General features: G+C 72.5%; 21 protein-coding genes. 17 read left to right on the forward strand and 4 right to left on the reverse strand.

Annotation, left to right across the window (positions count from 1 at the left end; all coding sequences use genetic code 11):
* Positions 1–88: 88 nt before the first annotated feature.
* The 4 genes from fliW to ACFRCR_RS08015 form a co-directional block, all read right to left on the reverse strand.
* Positions 89–454, reverse strand: a complete 366-nt coding sequence (gene fliW / locus ACFRCR_RS08000; RefSeq protein ID WP_377676601.1) for a flagellar assembly protein FliW — start codon at positions 452–454, stop codon at positions 89–91.
* The gene (gene flgL / locus ACFRCR_RS08005) at positions 451–1326 is read right to left on the reverse strand and encodes a flagellar hook-associated protein FlgL (protein ID WP_377676603.1); all 876 of its coding nucleotides are present in this window, start codon (positions 1324–1326) and stop codon (positions 451–453) included. The genes fliW and flgL overlap by 4 nt, the downstream gene beginning before the upstream one ends.
* 68 nt (positions 1327–1394) lie before the next feature.
* Positions 1395–2813: a flagellar hook-associated protein FlgK gene (gene flgK / locus ACFRCR_RS08010; protein ID WP_191796694.1), complete on the reverse strand. Its 1419-nt coding sequence runs from the start codon at positions 2811–2813 to the stop codon at positions 1395–1397.
* A gap of 12 nt (positions 2814–2825) precedes the next feature.
* Positions 2826–3314: a flagellar protein FlgN gene (locus ACFRCR_RS08015; RefSeq protein ID WP_138825802.1), complete on the reverse strand. Its 489-nt coding sequence runs from the start codon at positions 3312–3314 to the stop codon at positions 2826–2828.
* A 233-nt stretch (positions 3315–3547) separates the two neighbouring features.
* Here ACFRCR_RS08015 and ACFRCR_RS08020 point away from each other — a divergent pair, with 233 nt between their 5' ends.
* The 17 genes from ACFRCR_RS08020 to ACFRCR_RS08100 all read left to right on the forward strand — a co-directional run bounded on the left by ACFRCR_RS08020 (position 3548) and on the right by ACFRCR_RS08100 (position 18414).
* On the forward strand, positions 3548–4348 hold the full coding sequence (locus ACFRCR_RS08020; protein WP_377676605.1) for a sigma-70 family RNA polymerase sigma factor: 801 nt from the start codon (positions 3548–3550) through the stop codon (positions 4346–4348).
* Between the two features lie 144 nt (positions 4349–4492).
* The gene (locus ACFRCR_RS08025; RefSeq protein ID WP_377676607.1) at positions 4493–5356 is read left to right on the forward strand and encodes a flagellin; all 864 of its coding nucleotides are present in this window, start codon (positions 4493–4495) and stop codon (positions 5354–5356) included.
* A 120-nt stretch (positions 5357–5476) separates the two neighbouring features.
* Positions 5477–6847 carry a flagellar filament capping protein FliD gene (fliD, locus tag ACFRCR_RS08030; RefSeq protein ID WP_377676609.1) on the forward strand — a complete coding sequence of 457 codons (1371 nt, stop codon included), beginning with the start codon at positions 5477–5479 and terminating at the stop codon, positions 6845–6847.
* 21 nt (positions 6848–6868) lie between these two features.
* Positions 6869–7294 carry a flagellar export chaperone FliS gene (gene fliS / locus ACFRCR_RS08035; protein WP_191791658.1) on the forward strand — a complete coding sequence of 142 codons (426 nt, stop codon included), beginning with the start codon at positions 6869–6871 and terminating at the stop codon, positions 7292–7294.
* Between the two features lie 70 nt (positions 7295–7364).
* The gene (locus ACFRCR_RS08040) at positions 7365–7781 is read left to right on the forward strand and encodes a hypothetical protein (protein ID WP_377676610.1); all 417 of its coding nucleotides are present in this window, start codon (positions 7365–7367) and stop codon (positions 7779–7781) included.
* Between the two features lie 262 nt (positions 7782–8043).
* Positions 8044–8385, forward strand: a complete 342-nt coding sequence (locus ACFRCR_RS08045; RefSeq protein WP_138825786.1) for a flagellar basal body protein — start codon at positions 8044–8046, stop codon at positions 8383–8385.
* Position 8386: 1 nt separating this feature from the next.
* Positions 8387–8779: a flagellar basal body rod protein FlgC gene (locus ACFRCR_RS08050; RefSeq protein ID WP_138825784.1), complete on the forward strand. Its 393-nt coding sequence runs from the start codon at positions 8387–8389 to the stop codon at positions 8777–8779.
* Between the two features lie 5 nt (positions 8780–8784).
* Positions 8785–9126, forward strand: a complete 342-nt coding sequence (gene fliE, locus ACFRCR_RS08055; protein ID WP_191796690.1) for a flagellar hook-basal body complex protein FliE — start codon at positions 8785–8787, stop codon at positions 9124–9126.
* 1 nt (position 9127) lies between these two features.
* On the forward strand, positions 9128–10753 hold the full coding sequence (fliF, locus tag ACFRCR_RS08060) for a flagellar basal-body MS-ring/collar protein FliF (RefSeq protein ID WP_377676612.1): 1626 nt from the start codon (positions 9128–9130) through the stop codon (positions 10751–10753).
* The gene (gene fliG, locus ACFRCR_RS08065) at positions 10750–11907 is read left to right on the forward strand and encodes a flagellar motor switch protein FliG (protein ID WP_377676614.1); all 1158 of its coding nucleotides are present in this window, start codon (positions 10750–10752) and stop codon (positions 11905–11907) included. The genes fliF and fliG overlap by 4 nt, the downstream gene beginning before the upstream one ends.
* A complete protein-coding gene (locus ACFRCR_RS08070; protein WP_377676616.1) occupies positions 11897–12583 on the forward strand; it encodes a FliH/SctL family protein in 687 nt (228 codons plus the stop codon). The genes fliG and ACFRCR_RS08070 overlap by 11 nt, the downstream gene beginning before the upstream one ends.
* Entirely contained in the window at positions 12580–13956 is a 1377-nt protein-coding gene (locus ACFRCR_RS08075; protein ID WP_377676618.1) for a FliI/YscN family ATPase, read from the forward strand. The genes ACFRCR_RS08070 and ACFRCR_RS08075 overlap by 4 nt, the downstream gene beginning before the upstream one ends.
* Positions 13956–14393, forward strand: coding sequence for a flagellar FliJ family protein (locus tag ACFRCR_RS08080; protein ID WP_377676620.1), 438 nt, complete (start codon positions 13956–13958; stop codon positions 14391–14393). Before ACFRCR_RS08075 ends, ACFRCR_RS08080 begins: the two co-directional genes overlap by 1 nt.
* Positions 14390–15166 (forward strand): C40 family peptidase, encoded by a 777-nt coding sequence (locus ACFRCR_RS08085; protein ID WP_377676622.1) that lies wholly within the window; start codon positions 14390–14392, stop codon positions 15164–15166. The genes ACFRCR_RS08080 and ACFRCR_RS08085 overlap by 4 nt, the downstream gene beginning before the upstream one ends.
* An 11-nt stretch (positions 15167–15177) precedes the next feature.
* Positions 15178–16686 (forward strand): flagellar hook-length control protein FliK, encoded by a 1509-nt coding sequence (locus ACFRCR_RS08090; protein WP_377676624.1) that lies wholly within the window; start codon positions 15178–15180, stop codon positions 16684–16686.
* Positions 16687–16698: 12 nt separating this feature from the next.
* Positions 16699–17217, forward strand: a complete 519-nt coding sequence (locus ACFRCR_RS08095) for a flagellar hook assembly protein FlgD (protein ID WP_191796685.1) — start codon at positions 16699–16701, stop codon at positions 17215–17217.
* 15 nt (positions 17218–17232) lie between these two features.
* Entirely contained in the window at positions 17233–18414 is a 1182-nt protein-coding gene (locus ACFRCR_RS08100; protein WP_377676626.1) for a flagellar hook protein FlgE, read from the forward strand.
* Positions 18415–18478 lie beyond the last annotated feature (64 nt).

An 18478-nucleotide genomic window follows, 5' to 3' on the forward strand; every position in this document is an offset into this window, starting at 1 on the left:
TCCCCGGACGGGCCTCTCTTGGTGCGTCGAGCCGTGCGTCGAGCGGGCCTGCGTGGAGCAGCGCACCCGGTGCGGCGGGGGACGGCGGTCAGGCCGGGACCAGCTCCCGCCGCAGGTCCAGCCCCTGGCCGTCGAGGATCGTCTGGATCGCGGCACCGGTGTCCGGGTGCACCAGGACCGGGGCCATGAGGTTGACGCTCACGACCCCGGCGCGTGCGCTCGCGACCACGAGGACCACGGGGTCCTGGTCGGACGCTCCGATGAGCGCGAGGTCGCCCGCCGGGATCGCGGGGGCGTAGTCGGGCACCCAGCGGCCCGGGTCGACGACGAGGAGCTCGACGCCGGGGACGTCGAGAGCCGCGAGCGTGTAGACGCCGTCCGTCTGCTCCTCGAGCAGCTCGAACCGGCGCGCAGCAAGGCCCGGGGGCGGGGTCACGAAGGTGATGGTGGTCATCGGAGATAGTCCATGAGAGTGGGCTGCAGGAGGTTGGAGCCGATGCTCAGGGTCGCCTGGTAGGCGACCTGCTTGAGCTGGAGGTCGATCGCGATCTCGGCGATGTCGGCGTCCTCGATCCCGGCGCGCTGCGTCTTGAGCGCGAGCTGAGAGTCGGCGTTGGTGTCCGTGGCGCGTTCGAGCTGGTTCTGCCGTGCACCGACGGTGGTGTGCTGCGTCAGGACGGCGGACAGCCGGGAGTCCACGGCCCCGAGGTGGCTCCTGACGTTCGTGCCGGCCCGCAGGTCGGCCACGACCGTGTCGAGGAGGGCGAAGACGGAGCCCGCTCCGGTGCCGAAGACCGCGGCCCCGTCGATGTCGACCTGGACGGTCGAGTCGGCACCGATGCGCCGTTCGACGGAGCTGCCGGGGACACCGGTGAAGCTGTAGTCGTCACGGAACGCGACCCCCTCGTCGGACGTGCCGGCGAACACGTTGCGCCCCAGGTAGGTCGTGTTCGACTGGCGCAGCAGCTCGGAGCGGAGCTCGTCGAGCTCGACCGCGATGGCTTCGCGCGCGTCGGGCGACGCCGTGTCCGAGGCTCCCTGCATCACGAGGTCGCGCACGCGCTGGACGACGTCCGTGACGGACCTGAGCGCCGAGTCGAGCGTCGAGAGCCAGCCGTCGCCGTTCTCGATGTTGCGCTGGTACTGCTTCTCGGTCGCGAGCTGGTTGCGCACGGACAAGGCGTCGGCCGCCGCGGAAGGGTCGCTCGACGCGCGGACGAGCTTGCGCCCGGACGTGCCCTGCTCCTGGAGCTCGGCCATCCGGGCGAGGTTGGCCTGCATGCTTCGTGTGACGAACGAGGCCTGCATCTGGTTGGTGATGCGCACGGTTCTCCCCTAGGAGGCGGGTCGGGCGGGCGGGCCGGCGGGCCGGCGCGGCGGACGGTTCTGATGGGTCACAGGCCGACGCGGCCCGTGCGGTTGATGAGCTGGTCGAGCATCTCGTCGACCGCGGTGAGGACACGCGCGGCCCCCTGGTAGGCGTGCTGGTACTGGACGAGGTTCACGGTCTCCTCGTCGAGCGAGACGGCCGAGTTGGACAGCAGGTCGGAGAACGCCGCGGTGGACGCGATGGTCGCGAGCTTCGCGTCGTACGTCGCCGAGCTCGACTTCACGGCGATCGTCGCGACGTGTGCGGACCAGCCGGCGTCGGGACCGTCGGACGCGACGCCGAGTCGTGCGATCTTGTCCGCGACGGATCCGTCGAGCGCGCCGCCGCCGCCGCTCGCGGCGACCTGAGAGGGGTCGGTGACCGCGACCTTGATGCCCGACGCCGGGGGCTTGCCCGCGTCGAAGACGAAGAAGGGGCCTCCCGGCGCGCCCGTCGTCGTCTGGGCCGTCGTGTGGAGCGCGTTGACCTGGGCGGCGATCGTCGAGGCGAGGGTGTCGTAGCCCGCCGCGGCCTGGGCGTACACGCCACCGGACGACGCGGGCGCCAGGGCGGACAGGTGCCCTGCGAGGTCCCCGCCCTCGAGGGCGACCTGCGCCCCTGCGCGGTGCGCCCACTCGAGGCGGACAGGGTCCGTCGTCACGCCGTCCATCGACTGCGAGCCGGCCAGCTTGACCGGGTTGGTCGTGGTGCCGTCGACGAGCAGGTTGCCGCCCAGCAGGACGCTGACCGTGCCGTCCGGGTTCATGCTGGCCTGGGCGCCGGCGACCTGCGCGAGCGAGGCCGTCACCTGGTTCCGGTGGTCCACGAGCTCGTTGGTCGAGACACCCTGGCCCGCGGCGTCGCGGATCTGTGCGTTGAGCGCCGCGACCTTGTCCGCCATCGCGTTGACCTCCGAGACGAGGGAGGTCGCGCTCGTGCGGGACTGCTGCCACTGCCCGGCGACCTCGGCGCGCCCCGCGACGAGCCGGTCGACGATGCCCACCGCGCGCTCGATGACCACGCGCGCCTGGGCCTCCTTCCCGGGGGCGTTCGCGACGTCCTGCCAACCGCTCCAGAACGACTGCAGGGTCGCGGACATCCCGGTGTCCGAGGGCTCGCCGTGGATGTCCTCGACCGCGTTGAAGGCCGTGGCGCGCACCACGGAGTACCCCTCGTTCGACGCGGTCTGCCGCACGCGGGACTCGAGGAAGAGGTTCCCGAGCCGGGCGACGCCGTCGATGCTCACGCCCTGGCCGTTGCGCACGGGCTGGGCGAAGCGCGCCAGGCCCATCTCGGCCAGCGGGGAGACGGACGACTGCTGGATGCGCTGACGCGTGTAGCCGTTCGTGTTGAGGTTGGCCACGTTCTGACCGGTCACGTCGATGCCGGCCTGCGCGGCGTTCAGGCCCTGGCGGGCGGTGTTGAGGATGGCGAACGAGCTCATGGGCGCGGTTCCTTACAGGATCGTGTCGAAGAGGCGGGCGACGGCGGACTGCGCCGTGGCGGCGCCGGTCGCGTCGTAGGTCCGCGCCTCACCGCCGAGGGTCGCGAGGGTCTCCTGCGTCGAGCGTGAGGCGTGGTTGACGATCTGGGTGTTGGTGTCCCGGACCGTCTTGATCCGCACGGTCAGCTCGGTCAGGCCGGCGAGGTGCCCCTCGAAGATCTCGCGCCACGGTCCGGTGCTCTGCGCGGCCGCCGCGATCTCACGCAGCGTCGCGTCGGGGGACAGCCCCCAGGACGAGGCGACCGTCTCGGAGGCGACGGTGCGCACGAGGGTCGCCTCGCGCACCTTCTCCATGACGGTCTCGACCTCACGGTTGGCGTGCGCGAGCCAGCGGGTGCGGCCGGCCGTGAGGAGGAGCTGCTCCTCCTCGAGCTTGAAGAGCAGCATCTCCAGCAGCTCACGCTCTCGCCACAACAGGGTCGACAGCTCCTGAGGGCCCAATGCGGCTCTCCCTTACGTGCGGCGTGGTCGGTCGGGACGGCGGGCCGCAAGGCCCGCTCGGAGACCACTGTCGGTCGCCGTGGCGCAGATGTGGCGACTGATCGTCGACCGATCCGCATGGGAGTCCTTGACGCGGTCGCCACCGCGTACCTCGCAGCGTCCTCCCCGGTGCCCCGCTCGGGGTGGTGCGACGCAGGGTGCCCAGCAGATGCCCAGCAGAAAGGTGCTTCGGCGTGAACCTCTCCGAGCGCAATGCTCTCGTCGTCGACAACCTTGCCCTCGTCGGCTTCCTCGTGTCCGACCTGTGCGCCCGAGCGGACCACCTCTCGCGGGAGGATCTCGCGTCGGTGGGGGCGATCGCGCTGACGACGGCCGCGACGGCCTACGACCCGGCCCGCGGGGTGCCCTTCGGTGCGTACGCCCGCCGCCGCATCGTCGGTGCCCTGTCGGACGAGCTGCGGTCCCAGGACTGGGCGCCCCGGTCGGCGCGCAAGCGGATCAAGGAGCTCACCGCGGTCGAGGCCGCGCTGACGGCGTCGCTGGGCCGGGAGCCGACCGACGTCCAGGTCGCCGAGGCGATGGGCGTCGTGGTCGCGGACGTCCGGGCGATCCGGGACGATGCCGGCCGCTCGATCGTCGCGGTCGACGACACGATGTACGAGCACGTGGTCCTCGATGCGCCCAGTCCCGAGGAGCAGGTGCTCGCGACCGAGGAGCGGCACGTCGTGCGCGAGGCCGTCGCGGCCCTGCCCGAGCAGCTGCGGTACATCGTGGAGGAGGTCTACTTCGGGGGCCGCACCGTGGGCGCTCTCGCCGAGGAGCTCGGCATCGGGCACTCGACGGTCTCGCACGCACGGATCGAGGCGGTCCGCCTGCTGCGGGAGGGGCTCGAGGCGCACTACTCCGACCGGGAGTCGCGGGGCTCGACGGCGCCGCTGTCCGCGCGGCGTCGTGAGTACCTGGCAGACGTGGGGGACAGGGTCGCGGGTGGCGCGACCCGCCGTGCCGCCTGGTCGACCCCCGCGGCCTCCTGACCTCGGGGTCGGTCGCCGGCCCGCGACCAGATCTCACCCGCTCGGTGGCAGACGACGGCGCGATCCGTGCCGACAGTCGTGGTCGACCGGCCCATGGATGGGCTGGGGGACCATTCTTCTCGCCCGTCTCACGGAGGACTCATCATGGGCTTCAGCGTCAACACGAACGTCTCTGCACTGAACACGTTCCGTAACCTGACGAACACGCAGAACAGCCAGAGCAAGTCGCTCGAGAAGCTGTCGTCGGGTCTTCGTATCAACCGTGCGGCCGACGACGCCGCGGGTCTGTCGATCGCGGAGGGCCTCAAGGCTCAGGTCAACGGCTACTCGGTCGCTGCTCGTAACGCGCAGGACGGCATCAGCGTCGTGCAGGCTGCTGAAGGTGCGCTGGGCGAGTCCCAGTCGATCCTGCAGCGTATGCGTGACCTCGCGGTCCAGGCGTCCTCGGACACCAACAACGCCGACGCCCGCACCGCGATCAGCTCGGAGCTCGACGAGCTCGCGAACGAGCTCAACCGTGTCGTCGACTCGACCAACTTCAACGGCATCAACCTGCTCACCGACACGGCCACGGACCTCACGGTCCAGGTCAGCGCGGAGGGCGCCGGCAGCGGCAACACCATCACCATCGCCCTCGCAGCCAACAACCTGCAGGACATCATCAAGGACACGGTGTACGACGACGCGGGCGGCGCCGGCGGCACCGCGCTGAACGTCGCGGACGCCACGAACGCCCGTACGTCGATCGAGACGATCGACACGGCGCTCAAGGCCGTGTCGACGGCTCGTTCGAACTTCGGTGCGACGCAGAACCGTCTGGAGTACGCGATCTCCAACATCAACGTCGCCGCGGAGAACCTGACCTCGGCGGAGTCGCGCATCCGCGACGTCGACATGGCCAAGGAGATGATGAACTACTCGCGCACCAACATCCTGTCCCAGGCCGGGACCGCGATGCTGGCCCAGGCCAACCAGTCCAACGCCGGAGTCCTGCAGCTCCTCGGCTGAGACTGACAGCCACCCGACGGGCGGCGGCGTCCGCACAGGTCGCCGCCCGTCGGGTGCTCTTCCCTCACCGACCTGACCCTGGCTCACCCAGCCGACCCCAACGTCCTGGAGGCAATTCCCGTGGGCATCACTCTCTCCGGTCTCACGTCGAGCGGTCTCGACGTCAAGGCGCTGGTGGCGGACCTCATGAAGGTCGAATCGATCCCCCAGCTCAACCTCCAGGCCAAGGTCAAGCTCCAGCGCACCGAGATCACCGCGCTCCAGGACCTCAACACGCGCATCGCCGCGCTCGCGAAGTCCGCCAAGGACCTCACGTCCCCCAACGCCCTCGCCCAGTTCAAGGCGACGAGCTCGTCGGACGCCGTCGCGGTGACGGCCAAGCCGGCGGCCGGTGCGGGGACGATCGACCTCGTCGTCGACTCCGTCGCCGCAGGCCAGAAGTCCGTCACCGGGCCCATGAGCACGGCCCCCGGCACGAAGTTCACGATCACCGACGCCAAGGGCTCGCACACCGAGGTCACGGCGGCCTCCTCCTCGCTCGACGACGTCGTCGCGGCCCTCAACGGGTCGGACACGGGCGTCCGCGCCGTCAAGGTGTCCGCCGGCACCGACCCCGGTACGGGCGAGAAACTCTTCCGCCTCCAGCTCACGTCGACCGAGACGGGTGCCGAGAACGCGTTCTCGTTCCACGCCGGCACTGCGGCCGAGGTGGACGGCGGCACCGCGACGAACCTCCTCACGGCCCCGGGGGCCGCGACCGTGACCGCCGCCGCCGACTCGTCGGTGCGCCTGTGGGCAGGGACGCCCGCCGAGCAGACCGTGACGTCGTCCACGGCGGTCTTCACCGACCTGCTCCCGGGCGTTGACGTCACGGTCGCCAAGGCCTCCGCCAACCCGGTGACGATCACGGTCAACGAGGACACCGAGGCGCGGACCGCCACGGTCAAGGGCTTCGTCGACTCGGTCCAGTCGATCCTGTCCCGCATGGCCGCGCTGACCAAGGTCACGATCGCGGCCGACGGATCGACGTCTGGCGCGACGCTGGCCGGCGAGTCCGTCGTGCGCAACGCGCGCCAGACGCTGACCGACGCCGCGTCCTACCCGATCGACGGCGAGTCGCTGTCCGCGATCGGCATCGAGATCACGCGCACCGGCGAGGTCGTGTTCAACGCCGAGAAGCTCGACGCGGCCCTGGCGGCGGACCCGAACAAGGTCACGGCCACGTTCAACAAGGTCGCTGCCCGCGTCCAGGAGGCCGCCGAGTCGCTGTCGGACAAGTACGACGGCCAGCTGACCACCTCGATCCAGAACCGCGAGACCAACGCGAAGCGGATGGACGAGCAGATCGTCCGGTGGGACACCCGGCTCGAGCAGCGTTACAACCGGCTCAGCGCGCAGTTCACCTCGATGGAGGTGCAGCTCGCGAAGCTCGACTCCCAGCAGCAGTGGCTCACGGGACAGCTCAACGCCCTGAACCCGTCCAAGCGCTGACCCTCCCGCGAAGGAATCCCCGTGACCAACCTCGCCCAGAGCGCCTACGGGCGCGACGCCATCCTCACCGCGTCGCCGGCGCGTCTGCTGACCATGCTCTACGACCGGCTGGTGCTCGACCTGCGCCGGGCCGAGGTCGCGCAGGGCGAGGAGCGCTGGACGGCGGCCTCCGAGCAGCTCCTGCACGCGCAGGCGATCGTCGCGGAGCTCATGGGCTCGCTCGACACCTCCGTCTGGGACGGTGGCGAGGACCTCCTCGCCGTGTACGTCTACGTGCACGAGGCGCTGGTCGCGGCGAACGTCCACCGGGACATCGCGCGCACGCACGAGGTGCTCGAGCTCGTCCTGCCGCTGCAGGAGACGTGGCGCCAGGCCGCCGAGGTGCTCCCTGCGGGGCACGACAGCACGTCGTCCGTCCGCACGGGCGGTGTGTCCGGTGTCGCCTGACTCGCAGCTCGTGACGGCGCGGCCCAGGACGGCGGCGCCGACAGCGTGGGAGCCGCAGGAGCCCTCGCGGGTGCAGGGCTCGCCGGCCCTCGCGGACGCGTCCGAACCGTCGGTCGCCCCCGAGCCGGACCCCGCCCTCGACCTTCGCGCAGCCCGCGACCCGCGCGGTGCCTCCGACGCCGCCGCGGACCCGCACGCCGCGTGGTCACGCGTCCTGGACGACCTCGCCGCGATGTCGGCGGGGGCCGGTCCCGACGCCGGCGCCGAGGTGATGGACAGGCTCGTCCGCTGGACCCCGCCGACCGATCTGGGACGCCTGCCGGCGAGCCTGGTGGACCGCGCGCTCGAGGTCCTGGCGGGCCAGGCGCACATCGTCGACCACCTGCACGACGCCGTCGCGGAGAACCGCCGGCACGCGCGAGCGCTGTCCGCCGTGCCGACCGTGCACGACGCACCGGTCGCCGCCTACCTCGACGTCGAGGCCTGACCCGCTCCGCTCCGCGCGCCTGACGGCGCCGGACGTCGGCGGGCGCCGCCTCGCACGCCCCGCGCGGCGGACGACGACTGACCACCCGCAGCCCTGCATAGGGCTCGAAGTGACACGACGACGCATCCCTTCGCCCCCGACCCGGGGCAGGGCACGCGACGCACGACGGCCGCCCTGCGGCCGAGAGATCACGGTGAGCACGGACGACTCACCCCGTAGGCCATGGGACGGCCGACACCTCCGACGTGGGGATACCGCGATCGTGTTCGACTCCGTCACCTCCTTGGCGCTCCAGAGCGCGCTCGACGGGCTCTCCGCCCGCCAGCGTGTGATCGCGGAGAACGTCGCCAACATCAACACTCCCGGGTACACCGCGAAGCGGGTCCAGTTCGAGCAGGCGCTGGCCTCCTCCGTCGCCTCGGGCGAGGGGCGCGTCGCGTTCAGCGTGTCGCGCTCGCTCGAACCCACCCAGCTCAACGGCTCGAACGTCAACCTCGACACCGAGACGCTCTCCAACATCGACACCGTGCTGCGCTACCAGTTCGCGACGCAGGCCGTCGGCGGCGAGGCGGCCTCGCTGCGCGCGGCGATGAGGACGAGCTGAGATGACGTTCGACGCGATCGGCATCGCCAGCACCGGCCTGACCGTGCACCGCAAGTGGCTCGACGCGGTCGCCGACAACCTCTCCAACGTGAACACCGTGACGTCGACCGACGACGCCGCGTTCCGCGCCCGCTACGTGACCGTCCAGGAGGGGGGCAACGACACCCCCGGCGCGTTCGTCGCGGGCGCCGCCTGGGGCAGCGAGGAAGGGCGCGTCACGTACGAGCCGGACCACCCGCTCGCCGACGAGGACGGGTACGTGCGCTACCCGGACATCGACATGTCCGAGCAGATGGGCAGCCTCATCCTGGCCCAGCGCGGGTACCAGGCGAACGCGGCGGTCGTCGACCGGGCCAAGACGGCCTACGAAGCAGCCCTCCAGATCGGGAAGTGATCCCCATGCCTGTGTCTCCTATCGAGCCCACGACCGCGACCGGCTACCTGTCGGGTGCCGAGGCTGCGTCGGCCCTGTCGGGCCTGTCGCCCTCCGCCGCCACCGCGTCCACCGGGCAGGTGGGCGCGAGCGCGTTCGCCGAGGTCCTCGGTGGCGCGGTCGACAACACCCAGCAGCTGCAGGCCGCCTCCAACGAGCTGACGATCGCCGCTGTGTCGGGCGACCTGGCCGACATCCACCAGGCGACGATCGCCTCGACGCGTGCCGCTACCACCCTCGAGCTCGTCGCCACCGTGCGCAACAAGGCGGTCGACGCGTTCAACGAGATCATGAGGATGCAGGCCTGACATGCCGGAGAAGATCAAGTCGTCGTTCGGGCGCGCGTTCGGCGCCGTCCGCGACTTCACGATCGCGCAGCGTACGCTCGCGGTCCTCGCCCTCGCGATCCTCGTGGTCGCCGTGGTCGGTCTCGTGTCCTGGGTGTCGCGCCCCAGCTTCACGCCCCTGTACTCGGGCATGTCGAGCGCGGACGCCTCGGCGATCGTGGACCAGCTCAGGTCGCAGGGCGTCCCCTACCAGCTGTCCGACGGCGGAGCGACGGTGCTCGTGCCTGAGGAGCAGGTCTACGAGCAGCGGCTCGCGGCCGCCGCTGCGGGGCTGCCGGCCGACGAGTCGACCGGCGGGTACTCGCTGCTCGACGAGATGGGGGTGACGTCGAGCGAGTTCCAGCAGGACGTGACGTACAAGCGTGCGCTCGAGGGCGAGCTGGCGCGCACGATCGGCGCCATGGACAACGTCTCGACCGCGACCGTGCAGCTCGCCATCCCGGAGGCCACGGTCTTCGCCGCGGAGAAGGGCACCCCGACAGCGTCGGTGTTCGTCGCCCCGGCTCGCGGCAAGTCGCTGGCACCGGAGCAGGTCGAGGCCATGGTGCACCTGGTGTCGGCCTCGATCGACGGCATGTCGCCCACCGACGTCGCCGTCGTGGACCAGAGCGGCGCCGTCCTCTCGGAGGTCGGCGTGGGCACCCGGTCGTCGGGCAAGCAGAGCTCGGAGTACGAGGAGCGCACGGCCCGGGCGGTGCAGGCCATGCTCGACCGCGTCGTCGGTGCGGGGAACTCGACCGTCGCGGTGACGGCCGAGATGGACGTGTCGAGCTCGGAGCGTCTCGAGGAGAAGTTCACCGCTCCCGAGAACGCACCGGTGCTCAACGAGTCGACCACGACCGAGGAGTACTCGGGCACCGGCGGGGGCGGGGCAGGCGTGCTGGGGCCGGACAACATCGCGGTCCCGAACGGCGGGACCGGGGACAGCACCTACACGTCCCAGGACGCGACGCGCAACAACGCGGTCGACAAGACCACGGAGACGACGACGCGGCCCGCGGGCGCCCTGACCCGTCAGACGGTGTCGGTCGCGCTCAACGCCGACGCGGCCGGCGCGGGCAACACTGCGGCGATCACGAGCCTCGTGGCGGCCGCGGCCGGCATCAACCCGGACCGCGGTGACGTGGTCGAGGTCGAGCGGCTCGCGTTCGACACGGGGGCTGCCGACGCCGCCCAGGCTGCGCTCGCCGCTGCCGAGGCGGCGGCCGCCGCAGAGAAGCAGGGCCAGATGCTGCGGACCGGAGCGGTCGTCGCGGGCATCCTGCTGCTCCTCGTCCTGGGGCTCGTGGTCTGGTCGCGGGCACGTCGCCGCCGTGAGCGTCGCGAGACGGTCGACATCGCCGACCTCGAGCTGCGTCCCGTGGGCGACGGTCTCGACGAGTTCGGGCCGATGCACGGTGGCCGGGACGACGGTGACGGGTTGCTGGAGCCGGTGCCCACGCGCCCGGAGATCCAGCCGCCGACGCCCCGCTTCTCGAGCCTGGACCAGCGTCGGGCCGAGGTGGACGCCCTCGCCGGGGCCGACCCGGACAAGACGGCCGAGTACCTGCGGGTGCTCCTCGCCGAGGACCGGGCGGTGCGGCGATGACCGTCACGACGAACGCGCCCGGTACCGGCGTGCAGGACGCACCGACGGGCACCCCCGGTGCTCCCGCGACGAGCGTCACGCAGACGATCACGATCGACGCCCCCGAGTCCGGGGAGTCACGCCTCCCGGTCGAGACCCTGCGCCGGATCGCCGGCATGTCCGGTGTCCAGAAGGTCGCGCTCGTGCTCATGCAGATGAGCCAGGACCGCGCCGCGACGGTCATGTCGCTGTTCTCCGAGGAGGAGACGGGCGAGGTCGCCGCGGAGATCATGCGGACGCAGGTCGTCGACCCGGACCTCGCGGTCGCGGCTCTCGACGAGTTCTACGACATGGCGCTGTCCGGCAGCCCCCGTCCCCGAGGCGGCAAGGACCTCGCGGTCGGCCTGCTCGAGGCGTCGCTCGGGGTCGACAAGGCCGCCGACGTCGTCGAGCGCCTCGTGGCGAGCATGCAGGGCAAGGCCTTCGAGTACCTCGACGGGACCGAGCCGGGGCAGATCATCTCGCTGCTCGACGGTGAGCACCCGCAGACCGTGGCCCTCGTGCTCGCGCACCTGAGCGCGACGGTCGCGTCGTCGGTGCTGGCCAACCTGGCCGACGAGTACCGCACCGACGTGGCCCAGGCGCTGGCCACGATGGGCACGGCGTCACCCGAGGCGGTCAAGCTCGTCTCGGACCAGTTCCGTGCCCGCATGGGGGCGAGCATCGCGCCGCGTCAGCCGGTCGAGATCATCGGCGGGGTCCAGCCGCTCGTCGACATCATCAACCGCTCGGACGTCGCGACCGAGAAGGCCCTCCTCGAGGGCCTCGAGGCGCGCGACCCGGCGCTGGCGGACGAGGTCCGCTCGCGCATGCTGACGTTCGAGGACATCGCCTCGTTCGAGGCGCGCGACGTCCAGATCATCCTGCGTGGTGTGGAGATGGCGGTGCTCGCGCTCGCGATGAAGGGGACGACCGCTCGGGTCGTCGAGGCCGTCACGACCAACATCTCGGCGCGCAACCGCACGCTCCTCGACGAGGAGATCGCGGGCCTGGGCGGCGTGCGCGTGAGCCAGGTCGAGGAGGCGCGGGCCGAGATCGTCCGCATCGTCCGCGACCTCGAGGCCGACGAGAAGATCACGATCCACCGCACGGACGGGGACGAGCTTGTCTACTGAGTCGGCGTTCGTCCCGAGCGCGGTGCCGGTGCTGCACAGCTCGCGGGTCCAGGAGGTCGAGGCGGCCGCGTCCGCCCGTGGGTACGCCGCGGGGTACGCCGCGGGTGCCCGCGCCGCCCAGGAGGGCATGGACCGGCTGCGGGCCTCCCTCGAGGAGGAGCACGCGCGCCGCGCCGCAGAGCAGGTCGAGAGCATCCGGCGCACGGTCACGCTGCTGCACGAGGCGGCCCGTGCGCTCGCCGAGCGCACGGTGCCGGTCGTCGAGGCCGCGCAGGACGCCACGTTGCGCGGTGCGCTGGGGCTCGCCGAGGCGATCGTCGGTGTGCAGCTCACGGACCGCTCCCAGGCTGCGCACGCCGCGCTCTCCCGGGTCACGTCGAACGTCGAGGCTGCGGTCGTCGAGGTGCGCCTGCACCCCGACGACGTGCGCCTGCTCACCGAGGCCGGGGTCCGGGAGCCCGTGCTCGTGCCGGACGCGACGCTGCGCCGGGGCGATGCCGTGGCGGACCTCGAGCACGGCTTCCTCGACGCCCGCGTCGGTGCGGCGGTCGAGCGGGCCAGGACCGAGCTCGCGGTGCTCGTCGAGGTCGCGGAGCTCCCGGGCACGGCGGTGCTCGACGAGGTCGCCGAGCGCCGCAGCCCGGGGCGTCCTGGTGTCGGGAGGGCGGGGGCATGACGGCGGTCGACGTGCTGGACAGGGCGACCGCCCGTCCGCTCTCCGGTCCGGCGCCCTGGCGACCGGCCGCGCTCGACGACCTGGCCGCTGCCGCCCGCCCCGAGCGGGTCGGTGTCGTGTCCTCGGCGGTCGGCCTGAGCGTCGAGGTCGCGGGCCTGCGGTGCGCCCTGGGCGACCTGGTGCACATCGGGGAGGCGCCCCACGGCGTCGCGGCCGAGGTCGTGGCGACGTCGGAGGGGCTGGCCCGGTGCATGCCGCTCGGCAGGCTCACGGGGGTCGGCGCCGGTGCGCCCGTGCGCACGAGCGGCACGGGCATCCTCGTCCCCACGGGGCGGGGACTGTTCGGCCGCGTGATCGACGCGCTGGGGCGTCCGGTCGACGGCCTGGGCCCGATCGTCAGCGACGTGCGGGTGCCGGTCGACAACGAGGCGCCCTCGGCCATGGACCGCGCCCGCATCGACACGCCGCTCCAGACGGGCGTGCGCGTGCTCGACTCGCTCGTGACCCTGGGCCGTGGGCAGCGCATCGGTCTGTTCGCGGGCTCGGGCGTCGGCAAGTCGTCGCTGCTGTCGATGGTGGCGCGCGGGACCGACGCGGAGGTGTCGGTCATCGCCCTCGTCGGCGAGCGTGGTCGTGAGGTCCGCGAGTTCCTCGAGGACGACCTGGGGCCCGAGGGTCTGGCGCGGTCGGTCGTGGTCGTCGCGACGTCGGACGAGCCGGCCATGATGCGTCGTCGGGCCGCGTTCACGGCGACCCGGATCGCGGAGGCCTTCCGGGACGAGGGCGCCCACGTGGTGCTCATGATGGACTCCCTGACGCGTGTGTCGATGGCCCAGCGCGAGATCGGGTTGTCGGTCGGTGAGCCCCCGGCCACGCGCGGGTACCCGCCGTCGACCTTCTCCCTCATGGCGAACCTGCTCGAGCGGGCGGGCACGGGCGTGCGCGGGTCCGTGACGGGGATCTACACGGTCCTGGTCGACGGCGACGACCACAACGAGCCGATCGCCGACCAGGCGCGCTCGATCCTCGACGGGCACGTGGTGCTCGACCGGGCCATCGCGGTCTCGGGCCACTACCCGGCCGTCGACCCGCTCGGGTCGATCTCGCGGGTCGCGTCACGCGTGACGACCCCCGAGCAGAGGTCGCTCGCGCTGACCCTGCGCAAGGTCCTCGCGGCGCGCCGCAAGGCGCAGGACATCCTCGACATCGGGGCGTACAAGAAGGGCACCGACCAGCTCGTCGACGCCGCGATCACGCACGAGCGCGCGATCGACGCCTTTCTCCAGCAAGCCATGACGGACGGCACACCGGCCGAGGAGACGTGGTCGCGCCTCGCGCGACTGACCGAGGCCCTGATCGACGGGGAGGCGTGATGAGCACGAAGTTCCGGCTCGCGGGGGTGCTGCGGCTGCGGCGGCTCGAGGAGGACACGGCCAAGGCGCGCCTCGCGAGCGCCCACGCGGACCTCGCGCAGACCGTCGAGGAGGCGGGCGGGCTCTCGGCGTACCTCGAGTCGTCGCCCGACCACGCCACGACAGGTGCTTCGCTCGCCGCGATCGCAGCTTCGCGGGCCGCCACGAGCGCGCTCTTCGCAGCCCTCGAGGCCGAGGCGCGGCGCAAGTCGGCAGAGGTCGACGCGGCGTTCAGCGGTCTCCAGGGAGCGCGGACGGCGCGCCTCGGGCTCGAGAAGCTCGAGGACCGTCACGACCAGGACGTCGCACGCGCCGAGGGGCGCGCCGAGCAGGTCACGCTCGACGAGGTCGCCTCGTCGACGTGGCGACCGACCACCGGAAGGACCACCGGACCATGAGCATGACCCAGGCCCTGACCCGCGTCGGGGAGATCCGCACAGAGATCTCGGCCCTCCAGGACCCGACGGCGGCGCGCGGCGCGTCGTCGACGGGCACGACGGGCACGACGGGCACGACGGGCACAGCCTCGGGCACCGGAACGGCGAGCGCGACCGACTTCGCGTCGGTGCTCGCGGCGGTCGGCGCCGGGGACGCGAAGGGGTCGTCGGACCTGTTCGGCAGCCTGCTGTCGTCGCTGACCGGCAGCAGCACGGGGACCGGCACCGGCACCTCTCCGGGGTCGCTCGACCTCGCGGGACTGTTCTCCTCGCTCGCGGCCGGTTCCAGGTCCGCCGGCAGCGCGACCTCGGCGGGCGCGGCGGCCGCCGTGACGCCGCCGGCAGCGGCCACGACCGGCGCCGCGACCGGCGCCGCGGGCAAGGCCGGCGCGATCCTCGACACGGCCAAGCAGTACCTGGGCGTGCCCTACGTCTGGGGCGGCGAGAGCCTGGCCGAGGGTGGTCTCGACTGCTCGGGTCTCGTCCAGCTCGTGTTCGGGGCGCACGGTGTCGACCTCCCGCGCGTCGCGAAGGACCAGATGCGTCAGGGCACCGAGGTCGCCTCGCTCGCGCAGGCGCAGCCCGGTGACCTCGTCGTCCAGCGGGGCGGCAAGCACATCGGCATCTACCTGGGCGACGGGCAGATGATCCACGCGCCCAAGCCCGGCCGGACGGTCGAGATCACCCCGGTCACGGACGCGTCCGTGACCACGATCCGCCGCGTGCTGGGCTGAGGGGCGCCGTCATGACCGCTGTCACGTCGTCGCTCGCGAGCATCCTCGCGCCCGCTGCCGCGCCCGGCGCGCGCCGCGGCGCAGGGGACTCCTCGGACGCGTTCGGCCGGTCCCTCGCCGCGGTGTCGGACGAGGCCGCCGGGCAGGCAGGCACGCCGTCGCCCGGCGAGGGGCCCGGCGTCGTGGGCACCCTGCCCGACGGCGCCGCTCACCCCGGGATCCCCGGTGCACCCGGTGTCCCGGGTGGCCAGAGGAGTCCGGGGACGCTCGTCGAGGGGATCGTGCCCGGCGAGAGCGGGACGGGTACGGCCTCCGACGGTGTCCTCGGCAGCGAGGACACCGACGGGACCGACGGCACCGGGGAGGGGACGGGCGTCGAGGAGGCTGTCGTGGTCGACGGGCAACCGCCGGCCGCCCTTCCCGTGGTCCCGTCGCCCGTGCCGCCGGGTTCGGCCGTGCCGACGGGTTCGGCCGTGCTCCCCGAACCCGTCGGTCCGCCGGTGACCGCGGGTCCTGTCGACCCCGGTACGGCGACCGGAGTCGTCGGGCCGTCCTCTGCCGGACCGGAAGAGCAGGCCACCGGGCCCGTGCCACCGGCAGGCAGCGCGGCGTCGACCGCGGGGGATCCCGGGGCGTCCGTCGGACGGGCCGCCGCGGGGAGCACCGCCCTGCGTGGCGCCTCGACGGCGACCGGCGAGACAGCGCCGACGGACGCCAGGCCGGTCGGCGACACCGCCGCGCCTCCCGTCGCGGCCGGGCAGGCGTCCGGCGGGGGAGCGGGCGGCACGTCCGAGGGGTATCGGCAGCCCGCCGGGGGGCCCGTGGTGAGCGCCCCGGCGGTCACCACGACGCCCGTCGCGGCACCAGGTGCACGTGTCCGGGCGGATGCCGGGACTGCGGCCGAGGTCACCGCCGAGCCGACGGCGGCGCCCGGGCAGGTCGTCCCCGCGCCCGGGCCCGTGGTCCAGGCCCCGGTGAGCGCCGCCGTCGGGCAGGTCGTCCCCGCCCCGGCCACGCCCCAGGCTGCGCCCACGCTCCATGCCCAGGTCTCCGGCCCCGTGTTCCAGCTCCTCGACGCGGGTGACGGCGACCACGTCCTCACGCTCTCGGTGACCCCCGACAACCTGGGGCCCGTGACCGTCCGGGCGCACATCGCGGGCGGCGAGCTGCGGATCGAGCTCTTCGCCCCGCACGACGCGGGCCGTGAGGCCCTGCGCGCTCTCGCGGCCGAGCTCCGCCGCGACCTCGCAGGCATCGCGCCGACGGCGTCGCTGTCGGTCTCGGACGCGAAGGAGGCTCCGGCACAGGGGACCGGCCACCAGGCCGGGGCCGGCCACGGCAACGCGGGCGACGGAGGTGCCGGCAACGGCGCCACCGGTCGCCCGGGCGAAGGGCACCCGTGGCAGTCCCGACCTGGCGCACGGACCGGCGTCCCCGGGGCGACCACCGACCAGACCATCCAGCCGACAGTGGACGACACGACGCCGGGGGCCACCCGGCGCCTCGACGTCCTCGTCTGAGAGAGGAACGACGTGCCGGTCACCCCCGTCACCGGGCCCGTCTCCGCCCCCGTGGAGACCGCCCCGCGCACGCAGAACGCGCGCGCCCCCAAGCAGGAGTACGACAGCGAGCTGTTCCTCGGGCTGCTCGTGACCCAGCTCCGCAACCAGGACCCGTCCAGCTCCATGGAGACCAGCGAGATCGTCGCCCAGACGACGTCGCTGGCCATGATGGAGTCCCTCAGCGCCATGCGGACCCTCGTCGAGGACTCCGCGGTGCGACAGCAGGAGGCGTTCGCGCTGCAGATGCGCGACGCGGCCGCCACCCTGCTCGGCAAGGAGGTGTCCTACCTCGACGCGGACGGCGTCGAGCACACGGGCATCGCCACGGCGGTGTCCTACAAGGACGCCGTCCCCACGGTGACGATCGGCGACAAGAGCATCGCGCTCGACAAGGTCTCGGGCGTCACCGGCACGGTCAGCACGGATGCCACCGAACCCCCACCCGCCACGGACGGCGCAACCGACAGCCAGGCCGGCGCAGCCGCCTGACCCGAAAGGACTCTCGTGCTCCGTTCTCTCAACACCGGAATCTCCGGTCTGCGCGCCCACCAGAACATGCTGGACGTGACGGGCAACAACATCGCCAACGTCAACACGACCGGCTTCAAGTCCTCGCGCACCCAGTTCCAGGACACGCTCTCGCAGCTCGTCGCCGCAGGTGTCGCCCCTGACCAGCAGGTCGGTGGATCCAACCCCGCACAGATCGGCCTCGGTGTCACGACCGCGGCCATCACGACGCAGTTCACGCAGGGCGCGTCCCAGGCCACGGGCGTCGCGACCGACCTCATGATCGACGGCGACGGCTTCTTCGTCGTCGAGAGCGGCGGCCAGCAGCTCTACACCCGCAACGGCGCGTTCGACTTCGACGCGAGCGGCCGCCTGGTCAACGCCGACGGTGCGTTCGTCCGCGGCTGGACCGCGGTCAACGGGGTCGTCAACACGAGCGGACCCCTCGGCCGCCTCACGATCCCCGTGGGCGACGTCGCCCCGCCCGAGGCCACGACGAGCGTCACGCTCGGCGGCAACCTGCCCGCCGACGCGAAGGACGGCACCAAGGTCGTGCGCGACATCGAGATCTTCGACGAGCTCGGCACGTCGACCAAGCTGTCGCTCGAGTTCACCGCGACCGGCGGGACGTGGTCCGTGAGCGCGCTCGACGCCGCGACGGGCACCGTCATCGAAGGGCCGCAGGGCCTGACCTTCACCGACGGCGCCCTCACGGCGGGCGGATCGCTCACGGTCGCGGGCGTGGCCATCGACCTCGGCACCGTCACGTCCTACGCGGGCCTGTCGAACGTCGCGGTCTCGGCCAAGGACGGTGCGGCGGCGGGTTCGCTCAAGTCGTACTCGGTCTCCGGCAACGGGTCCATCATCGGCACCTACTCGAACGGCAAGACGGCCGTCCTCGGGCAGGTGGCGCTCGCGTCGTTCACGAACATGGGCGGCCTCGAGAAGGCGGGCGGCTCGACCTACGCGGCCACGCAGTACTCGGGCGAGGTCATCGTGGGCGGCGCGGGCGACCAGGGCATGGGCAAGATCACTGCCGGCTACCTCGAGATGTCGAACGTGGACCTCTCGCAGGAGTTCACGAACCTCATCGTGTCCCAGCGCGGGTTCCAGGCGAACTCGCGCGTCATCACCACCTCCGACGAGGTGCTGACCGAGCTCGTCAACCTCAAGCGTTGACGACGGCCGCGCGCGGGGCGGCGCGCGGTCACCACGGCGCCCCCGGGACGGTTCGTCCCGGGGG

It is taken from the genome of Oerskovia sp. NPDC056781 (genome assembly GCF_042789955.1).
Taxonomy (GTDB): Bacteria; Actinomycetota; Actinomycetes; order Actinomycetales; family Cellulomonadaceae; genus Oerskovia; species Oerskovia rustica.